This is a genomic window from Streptomyces sp. NRRL B-24085 (assembly GCF_001282115.1).
Classification (GTDB): Bacteria; Actinomycetota; Actinomycetes; order Streptomycetales; family Streptomycetaceae; genus Streptomyces.
In genome coordinates this window covers 1-11,798 of record NZ_LJBR01000500.1, presented here as the reverse complement: position 1 = coordinate 11,798, position 11,798 = coordinate 1, and the positions used below count along the sequence as shown (strand labels likewise).

12 protein-coding genes are annotated in these 11,798 nt (G+C 71.3%); 6 read left to right on the top strand and 6 right to left on the bottom strand.

The features are described from left to right. Positions 1 to 127 precede the first annotated feature (127 nt). Entirely contained in the window at positions 128 to 916 is a 789-nt protein-coding gene (locus AOJ26_RS37830) for a protein phosphatase 2C domain-containing protein (RefSeq protein WP_053852879.1), read from the bottom strand. A 372-nt stretch (positions 917 to 1,288) separates the two neighbouring features. On the opposite strand from AOJ26_RS37830, the gene AOJ26_RS37825 reads away from it, so the two are divergent. The 5 genes from AOJ26_RS37825 to AOJ26_RS37805 are packed head-to-tail and all read left to right on the top strand — an operon-like array spanning position 1,289 to position 6,820. After that, complete coding sequence (locus tag AOJ26_RS37825) at positions 1,289 to 4,003, top strand: nitrate- and nitrite sensing domain-containing protein (protein ID WP_053852878.1); 2,715 nt, start codon at positions 1,289 to 1,291, stop codon at positions 4,001 to 4,003. Continuing rightward, complete coding sequence (locus AOJ26_RS37820) at positions 4,000 to 4,503, top strand: roadblock/LC7 domain-containing protein (protein ID WP_053852877.1); 504 nt, start codon at positions 4,000 to 4,002, stop codon at positions 4,501 to 4,503. Before AOJ26_RS37825 ends, AOJ26_RS37820 begins: the two co-directional genes overlap by 4 nt. Further along, positions 4,500 to 4,904, top strand: a complete 405-nt coding sequence (locus AOJ26_RS37815) for a DUF742 domain-containing protein (RefSeq protein ID WP_053852876.1) — start codon at positions 4,500 to 4,502, stop codon at positions 4,902 to 4,904. Before AOJ26_RS37820 ends, AOJ26_RS37815 begins: the two co-directional genes overlap by 4 nt. Beyond that, complete coding sequence (locus AOJ26_RS37810; protein WP_053852875.1) at positions 4,885 to 5,541, top strand: GTP-binding protein; 657 nt, start codon at positions 4,885 to 4,887, stop codon at positions 5,539 to 5,541. Before AOJ26_RS37815 ends, AOJ26_RS37810 begins: the two co-directional genes overlap by 20 nt. Before the next feature lie 25 nt (positions 5,542 to 5,566). Further along, positions 5,567 to 6,820 carry a styrene monooxygenase/indole monooxygenase family protein gene (locus tag AOJ26_RS37805; RefSeq protein WP_053852874.1) on the top strand — a complete coding sequence of 418 codons (1,254 nt, stop codon included), beginning with the start codon at positions 5,567 to 5,569 and terminating at the stop codon, positions 6,818 to 6,820. Here AOJ26_RS37805 and AOJ26_RS37800 read toward each other — a convergent pair. The 4 genes from AOJ26_RS37800 to AOJ26_RS37785 all read right to left on the bottom strand — a co-directional run bounded on the left by AOJ26_RS37800 (position 6,769) and on the right by AOJ26_RS37785 (position 9,967). After that, on the bottom strand, positions 6,769 to 7,863 hold the full coding sequence (locus AOJ26_RS37800) for a C40 family peptidase (protein WP_053852873.1): 1,095 nt from the start codon (positions 7,861 to 7,863) through the stop codon (positions 6,769 to 6,771). The genes AOJ26_RS37805 and AOJ26_RS37800 overlap by 52 nt on opposite strands. 103 nt (positions 7,864 to 7,966) lie before the next feature. Further along, a complete protein-coding gene (locus AOJ26_RS37795; RefSeq protein ID WP_053852872.1) occupies positions 7,967 to 8,251 on the bottom strand; it encodes a hypothetical protein in 285 nt (94 codons plus the stop codon). A gap of 10 nt (positions 8,252 to 8,261) precedes the next feature. Continuing rightward, positions 8,262 to 8,909, bottom strand: a complete 648-nt coding sequence (locus tag AOJ26_RS37790) for a TetR/AcrR family transcriptional regulator (RefSeq protein ID WP_053852871.1) — start codon at positions 8,907 to 8,909, stop codon at positions 8,262 to 8,264. Between the two features lie 119 nt (positions 8,910 to 9,028). Continuing rightward, positions 9,029 to 9,967, bottom strand: coding sequence for an AurF N-oxygenase family protein (locus AOJ26_RS37785; RefSeq protein ID WP_053852870.1), 939 nt, complete (start codon positions 9,965 to 9,967; stop codon positions 9,029 to 9,031). Between the two features lie 90 nt (positions 9,968 to 10,057). On the opposite strand from AOJ26_RS37785, the gene AOJ26_RS37780 reads away from it, so the two are divergent. Then, a complete protein-coding gene (locus AOJ26_RS37780; protein WP_053852869.1) occupies positions 10,058 to 11,161 on the top strand; it encodes a ferritin-like domain-containing protein in 1,104 nt (367 codons plus the stop codon). Between the two features lie 6 nt (positions 11,162 to 11,167). Here AOJ26_RS37780 and AOJ26_RS37775 read toward each other — a convergent pair whose 3' ends face one another. Next, positions 11,168 to 11,677, bottom strand: coding sequence for a DUF3291 domain-containing protein (locus AOJ26_RS37775; protein ID WP_053852868.1), 510 nt, complete (start codon positions 11,675 to 11,677; stop codon positions 11,168 to 11,170). Between the last annotated feature and the right edge of the window lie 121 nt (positions 11,678 to 11,798).

Here is an 11,798-nt window from a genome sequence, read left to right as displayed (position 1 = left end):
CCTCCGCGCGGTCGCCCTCCCCGCGCGCTCGTCGACGCAAGCCGCCCCGGCAAGTCCGCCCGCCCCACACCGTTCCGCCGAAGCGAGCCGACGCGCGGGCCCGACGTGCGCTGCCCGGTCGGTTCTCTCACAGTTCCGCGTACACCGCCGACGCGTCGTCGTGGGTCTTGCTGCGGCGCAGGTGGATGCGGGGCTCCGCGTCCGCCCGCTCCAGTTCCCGGACGCGGTCCACCAGGGCCTGGGCGCCCTCCTTGCGGACGAGGGCGAACAGGTCCGGCCAGCCGCCCTCGTGGAACTTCTCCACCCACCGGGCCGCCCCGTCCGTCAGGGCCAGCAGGGCGCGCACCGACGAGCGCGGCAGCACTCCGGTCACCGCGCGCCCCGCCACCGAGGGATCCGCCGCCGCGGTGAAGAAGCCGCCCTCCTTGTTGCGGAGGTTCGCGTCGATCAGCACGTCCGTGGCCAGGGAGGCACGGGGGAGCCGGGAGAGGCGGTCGTCCAGCACCGCCGAGACCGAGCCGTCCGGCGCCTCCACCAGCAGTGCCGAGTCCGACAGGACCAGGTACTCGACCGACTCCGGGGACCACCGCGCCGTCACCACCGTCGCCTGGGGCGTACGCGGGTGAGAAAGGTCACAACCTTCACCATGTGTCTCCGCTGTGCGCACGATCGCCCGGGACAGCACCTCGGCCAGGGGAACATCCATGAGCGAAACGGCCAGTTCGGTCAGCGCCCCGCCCAGCCGGGCCGTGAACCACTCGACCGAATGCAGACAGCCCGTCGGACCGGCGGGCGGGGTGACCCCGTCGAGGACGACCAGGACGCCGCCCCGTCCGGAAGCGGGCAGCGCGACACTCGCGAAGTCCTCGTTGGGACGCTGGACATCGCCGGGCTCCGAGACAAGTTCCGTACGCATCCAGCCAGTCTGCACGAGCCCTTCACAAGCTTCGCCAAAGCGTGGCAACGCCCGCGGAATTGACGTAGTCGCGCAGGTCAGGCGCCAGGTTTGGGCTGGAATGGCGGTCTCCGGGCACGCGTGGTGGCGAATATTGCCATCGGTCTTCGCCGACGTCCAACCGGCCCGCCGGACCGGGCCGGTGCGTGTGCCGCAGGAACTTGCCCGCCAACTCCCGTCCGGGGTTCACTCCTTCGGGTGGCGGCTCAGGCGATGCGCGACCACCGCCCACCGGCGCTGGGAGGGTCGGGAACCGTACCCCGGTGTGCACACCAGTTGACGGAGCGTCACCCCGGGCCCATGGGTATCACGAGTTCAGGAATGCGAGCAGCGGTGCAGAAGACGCGGCCTCGTCGCACAGGCAAGCAGACGGCCTCCGGCAACGGCGCGGAGCGCACAGCCGCCACGCCCGGCGCCCCCGGGACCCCCGTCGGCAAGGGTCGCCCCACCCACGTCCGCACCCGGCTGATTCTCGCCGTCGCCGTCGTGGCCGCCGCGATCGCCGGGGCCGGCGCCCCCTCCCTGGTCACCGCCTCGGGGGAACTCCACGACTCCCAGGACCTGGTGACGCTCGCCGAGCAGACCCAGGACGCCCTGGACCTCGCCCACGCGCTCGCCGACGAACGCGACGAGGTCACCTCCTACATCGCGGCCGGACGGCCCAGGGCGAAGGCGCCCGGCGAGCAGTCGAGCGCCCGCGTCGACCGCCAGGCCGAGGAACTGCGCGCCGACAGCGACCTGCCCGCCACCCTGCGCGCCGACCTCGACGGCATCGACGCCGTACGCCGCTCCGCGCTCACCGGCAGGACCACCGCGCTGGAGACGCACAACGCCTACTCCGCCGCCATCACCGAACTGCACGACCTCGCCGAGGAACTGGCCGAGCGGATGCCGGCCCGGGCCGGCTCCGGCGCCTACGCCCTCGCCGAGCTGGACTCCGCCGTGCAGCAGGCCGCCGCCACCCGCGGACTCCTGCTCGCGGCGCTCAGCGTGCCCACGACGACCCGCAGCGTCTACGACCCGGTCACCGGCCTGACGAACACCGAGAAGGTCTCCTCCAAGGCCGACGCCGCCCAGCGCGCCGCGCTCGCCGCCGCCGCCCAGCAGGCCCGGCTGCGCTCCGACGCGGCCCTCGCCGACTTCCGGGACTCCGCGCCCGCCGCCGCCAGGGCGAGCTACGACTCCACGGTCACCGGCCCCGAGGTCAACTCCGCCGACAAGTACCTCGCCGCCCTCACCGACCAGCCCACCCTCTCCACCAGTGAGCTGAACACCGGCACCGCCAAGCTGGACGCCGCCCTCTCCGCCCGCGTCGACCTCATGCGCGGCGCCGAGTCCGCGCTCTACGACCGCCGGGTCAAGGCGCTCGCCCAGCTCCGCGACGACGACGTCACCGCGCTGGAGCTGCGGGTGGCGATCCTGGGCGCCCTGATGCTGCTGGCCGTCGGCATCAGCACCGCCATGGCCCGCACCCTCACCCGGCCCCTGTCGGTGCTGCGCCGCGGCTCCGCCCGGCTCGCCGGCGCCGAGGACCCCACCACCGAGGAAGCGGTCTCCTTCACCGGCCGCAACGACGAGTTCGCCCAGGTCGTCCGCTCCGTCAACACCCTGCACGCGCACGCCGTGGCGCTCGCCGAGCGGATCAACACCCTGGAGTCCGACCGCAAGCACCTGGTCGGCCAGCGCCAGAAGATGGCGGACGCCCGCGAGCAGCTCAAGAGCGAACTCGCCGAGTCCACCGCCCAGTTGGAGCGGCTGCGCACCACCATCGGCGCCACCTTCGTCAACCTGGCGCTGCGCACCCTCGGCCTGGTCGAGCGGCAACTCGCCGTCATCGAGGGCCTGGAGGAGCGCGAGCAGGACCCGGAGCGGCTCGCGACCCTCTTCAAGCTCGACCACTTCGCCACGGTCATGCGCCGCCACAGCGAGAACCTCCTCGTCCTGGCCGGCACCGAGCACGTGCAGCAGAGCGCCGGACCGGTCCCGCTCGTCGACGTGGTCCGCGCCGCGGTCAGCGAGATCGAGCGCTACGAGCGGGTCCGGATCGCCGCCCTCCCGCCCCACGCCCACGTGGTCGGCTTCGCCGCGGACGACCTCTCGCACCTGCTGGCCGAACTCATGGAGAACGCCACCTCGTTCTGCCCGCCCGACCTGCCCGTCGAGGTCTCCGGCTGGCTCCTGGAGAGCGGCGAGGTCATGCTCTCCGTCCAGGACGAGGGCATCGGCATGACCGCCGAGCGGATGAGCACCCTCAACTCCCGCCTCGCCGACTTCGACCCCGAGGCCGCCTACGAGTCGTACGACGAGGGCGACGAGGGACTGGGCCTCGGCCTGTACGTCGTGGCCCGCCTCGCCCACCGGCACGGTGTCCGCGTGCAACTGCGCGAGCAGAAGCAGGGGGGCGTGGCCGCCGTGGTGGTCCTCCCCAAGACACTGCTCACCGCCGCGCCCCCGTCCGCCGTCCCTGCCTCCGGCACCGGACCGGTCTCCGGCGCGACCCACTCCTTCTCCCTTCCCGGCGCCGACGCGGAGGTCAACTCCAACGTCCTGAGCGGCCGTTCACAGGACGGTGACCCCCTGGTGGCCATGGCCGAGAAGGCCGTACGCCACGCGGAGGCGGAGACCCCCGCCGAGACGACGATGGAACTCCTGGCCCCGATACCCGCCCAGGGGGAGCCGGACCCGGTGCGGCCGGACCCTGTGCCGGACGAGCCGTCGACGCCCGAGCCCGAGCCCGCGGTCGACGCCGAGGCCGAGACCGAACACACCCGCGCCGACGAGGAGCCCCTCACCGACAAGGGCCTCCCCAAGCGCACCCCCAAGATCACCGCGCCCACCGCCCCGGCCCCGCGCCGGCGCAACGCGTCCGTGGACGCCGACGCACTCCGCCGCAGGCTCGGCGGCTTCCGCAGGGGGGCGGAGGCCGGCTACCGCGACGTGGAGGCGGAGATCAAGGAACAGACCGGCGAGACCCAGCTGCCGGCCGCAGAACAACGCACCGCATCCGAAGAAGCCACGGGGGGCACAGCCGAGGAGGCAAGCAGTTGACCGCGCCCAGTACCTTCGGACTGAGTCGTGAAGCCCGCAATCTCCACTTCCTGCTGACCAACCTCGTGGAGGAGGTGCCCGGCGTCCAGTCCGTCGCCGTGGTCTCCTCCGACGGCCTGCTCCTGCTCTCCTCCGACGCCGAGCGGAACGCGGAGGCACGCGAGGCCCGGGACGGGAAGCCGGCCGGCCCGCGCGGCTCGTCCGCCGACCTCGCGACCATCGTCTCCGGCATCGGCAGCCTCACCCTCGGCGCCGCCAAGCTCATGGACTTCGGCACGACGAAGCACACCATGATCGCGATGGACGAGGGCAGCCTGTTCGTGATGTCGATCAGCGACGGTTCGCTGCTCGGCGTGCACGGCTCCGCGGACTGCGACATGAGCGTCGTCGCCTACCACATGGCGCTGTTCGTCGGCCGCGCCGGACACGTCCTGACCCCCGAACTCCGCAGCGAGCTACGGCAGTCGCTGGAGAACGAGGGGACGGGGAGCGCCCGATGACGAACCGGCCCGAACTGCCCGTCCGCGGCGGCGACCGCAAACCGGCCCGCGTCCGGCCGTACTCCCTCACCGGAGGCCGCACCCGCTTCGGCCACGTCCTCCTCGTGGAGACCTTCGTGGCGGCCCTGGAGGCCCCCGAGGAGCGCAAGGAGCTCGGCAACGGCTCGCTGAAGTCGGTCATGCCCGAGCTGCGGGCCATCGTCGAACTGTGCCGCCGGATGCGCACGGTGGCCGAGATCGCCGCGCTGCTGAAGATGCCGCTCGGCGTGGTCCGGGTGCTCCTCAGCGACCTCGCGGACCAGGGAAAGATCCGTGTGTACGGCACCGGGACCGGTCATGGCACGGGCCGTCCCGACCGCGCTCTGCTGGAAAGGGTGCTGAGTGGACTCCGCCGTCTCTGACGCCGCCGCCTCCCGGGAGGCCGGCGTCACCCCGTTCGTCGATGTCGAGACCGACGACGACCTCAAGTCCTGGCAGACGGACCGCACCCGGGCCCCCATCGCCACGAAGATAGTCGTGGCCGGCGGCTTCGGCGTCGGCAAGACCACCCTGGTCAGCACCGTCTCGGAGATCGAGCCCCTCCAGACGGAGGCGCTGATGACCGAGGCCAGCGAGCAGGTCGACGACCTCTCCGGCACCCCGGAGAAGGTCACCACCACCGTGGCCATGGACTACGGCCGCATCACGCTCGACGACGACCTGGTCCTGTACCTGTTCGGCACGCCGGGCCAGGAGCGGTTCTGGTTCATGTGGGACGACCTGGTGCGGGGCGCGATAGGCGCCGTCGTCCTGGCCGACACCCGCCGCCTCAAGGACTCCTTCCCCGCGCTCGACTACTTCGAGAGCTGCGGACTGCCGTACGTCGTCGCGGTCAACCACTTCGACGGCAGCGAGCTGTTCGAGCCGGAGGACGTGCGGGAGGCCCTCAGCATCCCCCGGCACATACCTGTCATGATCATGGACGCGCGGCGGAAGATCTCGGTCATCGAGACCCTGCTGTCCCTCGTCGGCCACGCGCTGGACGAGACCCCCGAGTAGTCCACCCTTAGGAGCCAGCACCCGCATGCGGAAGATACTCGTCGTCGGAGCCGGCCAGTCCGGACTCCAGCTCGCCCTCGGCCTCCAGTCGCACGGGTACGAGGTCACCCTGATGTCCAACCGGACCGCGGACGAGATCCGTTCCGGCCGGGTCATGTCGACGCAGTGCATGTTCCACACGGCACTCCAGCACGAGCGCGATCTCCAGCTGAACTTCTGGGAGTCCCAGGCCCCGAAGATCGAGGGACTCGGCGTCTCGGTGGCGGCACCCGGCTCCTTCGACCCGGGGCCCTCGCAGCGCGCGATCGACTGGCTGGGCAGACTCGACGGGTACGCGCAGTCGGTCGACCAGCGCGTGAAGATGGCCGGCTGGATGGAGACGTTCGCCCAGCGCGGCGGCCAGCTCGTCATCCACGGCGCGGCGGTCGGCGACCTCGACTACTTCTCCCGTACGTACGACCTGGTCCTGGTCTCGGCCGGCAAGGGCGAGCTGGTCTCCATGTTCGCCAGGGACCCGGAGCGCTCCCCGTACAGCGAGCCGCAGCGCGCGCTCGCCGTCTCCTACGTGCACGGCCTGGGCCCGCGCCCCGAGCACCCGGACACCGAGGCCGTCCGCTGCAACCTCGTCCCCGGCGTCGGCGAACTGTTCGTCATGCCGACGCTCACCACGTCCGGACGCGCCGACATCCTGTTCTGGGAGGGCGTACCCGGCGGCCCCCTCGACGTCTTCACCGGCGTGAAGGACCCGGCGCAGCACCTCTCCCTGACCCTGGAACTCATGGAGAAGTTCCTGCCCTGGGAGTACGCGCGCGCCACGAACGTGGAACTCACCGACGCCGGCGGCACGCTGGCCGGCCGCTACGCGCCCACCGTGCGCAACCCGATAGGCCGCCTGCCCGGTGGGGGAGCGGTCCTGGGCGTGGCCGACGTCGTCGTCGCCAACGACCCGATCACCGGGCAGGGCTCCAACTCCGCGTCCAAGTGCGCGGCCTCCTACCTCGCCTCGATCCTGGAGCACGGGGAGAAGGAGTTCGACGAGGAGTGGATGCGCGGGACGTTCGAGCGGTACTGGGCCACCGCCCAGCACGTCACCAAGTGGACGAACGCGATGCTCGCGCCCCCGCCGGAGCACATCCTGAACCTGATCGGTGCGGCCGGGCAGTTGCAGCCGGTGGCGGACCGTTTCGCCAACGGCTTCGACAACCCGGCCGACTTCGAGAACTTCTTCTACGACCCGGAGAAGGCGGACGCGTTCGTGGCCTCGGTGGCCGGGGCCTGACCCCTGTCGTCCGGACGCACGGCTCCGAGGAGCGGGTGAGCGGCGATCGGGGACACCCTGATCCGCTCGCCCGTCCGCGGGGCCTCGATGACCTCGCCCTTCCCGACGTACATCGCCACGTGCGTGGCCCCGCGGAAGTACAGCACCAGGTCACCCGGGCGCAGTCGCTTCAACGGCACCCTCGGCAGCCGGGCCCACTGCTGCTGGCTGGTCCTGGGGATCGGGGTGCCGGCGGACGCCCACGCCTTCGACGTCAGCCCTGAGCAGTCGTACGTCCGCGGGCCCTCAGCACCCCACTCGTACGGCTTCCCGAGCTGCCGTCGGGCGTACCGCAGGGCTCTCTCGCCCGCCGTGGACGGCTTGCGCGCGTCCTCGCCCAGGGCGCCGGACGTCGTCAGCTCCCGCTGGGCCTTCTCGACGCCCTTCTCCTCGAACTCCGCCAGCGCGGTGAGCTGTTCGGCGCTGAGGGAGGCGAGCAGCTCCTCCACACCGTGCAGCTTCGCCCGTACGGCGTCCCGCTCCTTCTTCTGCCGGGCGGCGAGCGTGAGCTGCTGGTCGAGCGCCTTGCGCCCCCTGCGGGCCAGTTCGTCGGCGTGCCGCTCGGTGCCGGTCAGGCGGCCCACCGTCCTGGCCCGGCCCCGCGCCAACCGGCCGATCACATGGCCCTGTTCGATGGCGTGCTGGGGGTCGCGGGCGAGCAGGAGACGGACGTACGGCGAGATGTCGGTGCTGCTCTGGTACTGCTGGCGGGCCAGCCGTCCGGCGGCACCCCGGCTGTCGTGCAGCGAGAGCCTGACCTCGGAGAGCGCCGCGTCCAGGCGGTTCACCTCGGCGCGCTTCGCCTTCAGCTTCTCCTCGGTGGCGTTGTAGGTCTCGGTGGCCTCCTCGGCCTCCTGGTACAGCCGCTGAAGGTCCGTCAGCAGCTGGGTGACGGAGCGCTCGCGCGGCTCCGGCTCCGGTGCGGCGGCCGCGGGCAGCGGCGCGAGGGCGGTGCCGGCCGCCACCGCCGCCGTGCACACCAGACGCAGAAGCCTTCCTGACACGTCATCACCTCCCGTGCGGAGCAGCCCCTCTGTTCCGCACGGCGAGCATCAGGCGGTTCGGGCGTGCGCGCGCGCCGGGTGTGGGCGGTTCGGAGCAACCTCGTCACCCGTCGGTGTCAGCCTGCCTGCCGGGCCTGGACCACGGCCACCTCGGCCGGTCGCTCGCCTTCCCCTCGGGGTCGTACGCGTACTTCCAGCCCTTCTGGATGCCCAGCCTGCTGTGCCCCCTGGGCACCCGGCGGTAGACCAGCACGGTGGGCGGGCCGCCGGCCGCGTCGGGGACGGGGATGCGGTACGTCTTCGGCGGGTGACCGGTCGGTCCCAGCAGCACGGGCAGCACCCGGCCGTCCATGGGACCGCCCTCGAAGGGGGTGTCTTCGCTCTTCACGGCACCAGTGTCAGCCATCCGCCGCGAGGGCCGTGACCAGCGCGGCGGTCTGCGGGTCGCGGTTCGCGGTCACCGAGAGCACGGCGACGAACTGCTCGACCAGCCAGTCGCGCAGCTCCTGGACGGGGGGCTGCTTGTTCTCGTCGAGCCAGATCAGGGAGGCCGCCTCCACCGCGGTGATCCACATCCGCACGGTCATGCGCAGCCGCAGGCCCGGTTCGGCGACACCGAGGTGGCGCAGGATGTGCTCGGCGGCGGCCCGTCGTACGCCGTCGACGATGGCGGTGGTCCGGGACGTCTCGACGACACTGCCGCCCTGGAGCAGGGCGCTGAAGCCGGCGTCGTGCTCGTCGACGAAGGCGAGGTAGCGGTCCAGGGCGCGGGACAGGCGGTCGAGGAGGGGGCCGTCCCGGGGCTCGTCGAAGCACTGCTCCAGTTCGTCCGCGGCGGACCGCAGCGCGGCCTCGTAGAGCTGCTGCTTGCCGCCGGGGAAGTACCGGTAGACGAGGGGACGGGAGACCCCGGCCGCCTCCGCCACGTCGTCGAGGGAGACGTCCTCGGGCACGCGGTGCGCGAAGAGGCCGAGGGCGGCCTCGAGGAGCTGACTGCGTCGCTCCTCGACGCCGAGTCTGCGGTAGGCGGGTGCGGATGGGGTCATGGGTTGCAGGGTAGTCGGCCGCCCGCGGGCGCGTCGTGGCTGGTCGCGCAGTTCCCCGCGCCCCTGAGCGAGTGCGGTCGGAGCCTCGCGACCAACCCCCGCCGGCCCCTGCACCACCGTCAGGCCAGCAGCCCCGACGACTTCCACAGCCGACGCCCGACGCCCCGGAGCACCCCGATGTCGTCCAGGAAGTCGGTCAGCCGCTTCGCACCCGTCTGCATCACTTCCCGCCGGTGCCCGCTCGCCTTCACCTGCGCCAGGGCCTCCCGCTGGTCCAGGCCGACGTTCGTGTAGACCTCGGGGTTCACGAAGGCCACCGAGAACACCCGGGCGAACTCCCCGGAGGTCACCCGGGTGAACTCCTGCGACCACCGCGGGGCGGAGACCATCTGGCGCCGCAGCTCCTCCCGGGCGTAGCGCACGTGCCGCGCCTCCTCCACCACGTGGATCCGCGTCACGCCCCGGATCAACGGCTGCACGCGCTCGTCCGGGAACGTCAGCCGCTGCATCCAGTCGAGGATCTCCTCACCGAGCAGCGTGGCCGTGAACGACCCCGGGGTCGTGGAGATCGTCTTGAACAGCCGCCCGAGCTGCTGATGGGTCCGGCTCACCGGGTACCAGGGCGTGTCGCCCCGGGTGATCAGCCGCGCGAACATCTTGGAGTGCCGGCACTCGTCCTCGATCTCGGTGAGGGCGTAGCGCACATGCGCGCTCGTGGCCGCCTTGTCGTAGATGTGACGGCACAGGAGCTGCATCAGGATGATCTCGAACCAGATCCCCAGCGAGGCCAGCGCCGCGGCCTCGTGCTGCGAGAGCAGGATCCGCTGCTCCTCGCTCATCCGCCGCCACATCGGAGTGTCGTAGAGCGACACCAGCTCCGGCGGCCAGTACCACAGGCCGTCCTCGAAGGGCGCGTCCCAGTCCAGTTCCTTGTCCGGGTCGAAGGAGTGCTTCGCGGAGGAGTCGAGCAGCCGCTCGGCGACCTGCTCCCGGTCCTTGAGCAGGCCGAGGGCGTCACGCAGCCCTTCGAGCGCGTCGACATCTGTCAGACTCGTCATGGCTCTTATGAGACTGCTTGTCAGCAAGGCCGTCAATCCCTTGCGCGCGACTTGTTGACCCGGCGTCTACAAAGGGGCAGCCTGCGGGACATGCCGACTTTCGACCTGTACACCACGGATCCCGGGGACCCCCACTGGCAGGTACCGGCCACGGGCCAGGCCCGTTTCGCCTGGGAGTACGACGACGGCCGCGAACGTCTCCTCGCCCTGTACCAGAAGGGCAAGGACAAGCAGTGGGACGGGCAGAAGCGCATCGACTGGGACCTCGAAGTCGATCCCGCCGACCCCCTCGGCACCCCTGACGAGTCCATCTCCGTCTACGGCACCAAGTACTGGGCGAAGTTCACCGACAAGGACAAGGGCGAACTGCGCAAGCACCTGGCCTCCTGGCAGTTCAGCCAGTTCCTGCACGGCGAGCAGGGCGCGATGGTGTGCGCCGCGCGGATCGTTGAGTCCGTGCCCGACCTCGACGCCAAGCTCTACTCCGCGACCCAGGTGATGGACGAGGCGCGGCACGCGGAGATCTACGGCCGCTTCCTCCACGAGAAGATCGGGATGCTGTACCCGATCAACGACAACCTCCAGTCGCTGCTGGGCGACACGCTGAGCGACTCCCGCTGGGACATGCCCTACCTCGGCATGCAGGTGCTCATCGAGGGCCTCGCGCTGGCCGCGTTCGGCATGATCCGCGACACCACCGACAAGCCGCTGCCAAAGCAGATCCTCGCGTACGTCATGCAGGACGAGGCCCGGCACGTGGCCTTCGGCCGGATGGCCCTGCGCGACTACTACCGGCAGCTCTCCGACGCCGAACTGCGCGAGCGCGAGGAGTTCGTCATCGAGGGCTGCCACCTGATGCGCGACCGGCTGCGCGGGGTCGAGGTCCTGGAGAACTTCGGCATCCCGAAGGCGGAGGCCGAGGAGTACGCCGAACAGTCGGAGTTCCTCGCCCTCTTCCGCCAGTTGCTGTTCTCCCGGATCGTCCCCTGCGTCAAGGACATCGGCCTGTGGGGCAAACGCCTCCAGCAGGCCTACGTCGACATGGGCGTCTTCGAGATGGGCAATTCCAACCTCGACCTCCTCATGGCCCAGGACGAGGAGATCGCCGAGAAACTGGACGCGGAACGCTTCGCGGCCGAGGAGCGGGAGCGGGTCGCGGAGGTCCGGGAGGCGATCGCGGCCGGAGAGGAGTGAGGCGGCCTAGACCGAGCAGCCCAGGTCGTCGGGGAGTTCGAGGACGGTGGCCGGCTCCGCCCCCTGGGCCGGGTACGGCGTGCGCAGGGTGAAGGCGTACGGTGTCGGGCCGTGCGTGCGCAGGTGCAGCAGCCGGGACTCGGCCTCGGCGACCGTGGGGCGGTGGCCGGCCGGGACCCACCACAGGGCCACCATCGCCTCCTGGACCCGCTCGAAGAACTCCCTGCGGCGGGCCAGCATCGCGCGGTGCCGGCCCTGGTACATGTACGACGTCAGCGCGTCGGCGTCCCGCCACACCGACATGTTGATGATCAGCCACTCGTCGCCGAAGACGGCGATGCCGGTGGCGTCGCCCGACTCGCCCTCCAGCCGCCAGACGAAACCGTCGGCGGCGTCCGCGTCGGCGTTCACGGGATCGAGGTTGTCGACGAAGTCCTTCAGCTGCGCGGAGTCCAGCGGGGCCGCGAGACGGCCGATGTTCACCTGGGCGAGTTGGTACGCGGTCGCTTCAGTCATGGACCGAACGGTAGGTCGGTCGCTCGGAGGCCCTCAACCCCCGTCTCATTCCTTGGAGTTGAGCACCGCCTTCATCACCGCCCGCGCGATCGGCGCGGCCACCCCGCCCCCGGTGATGTCC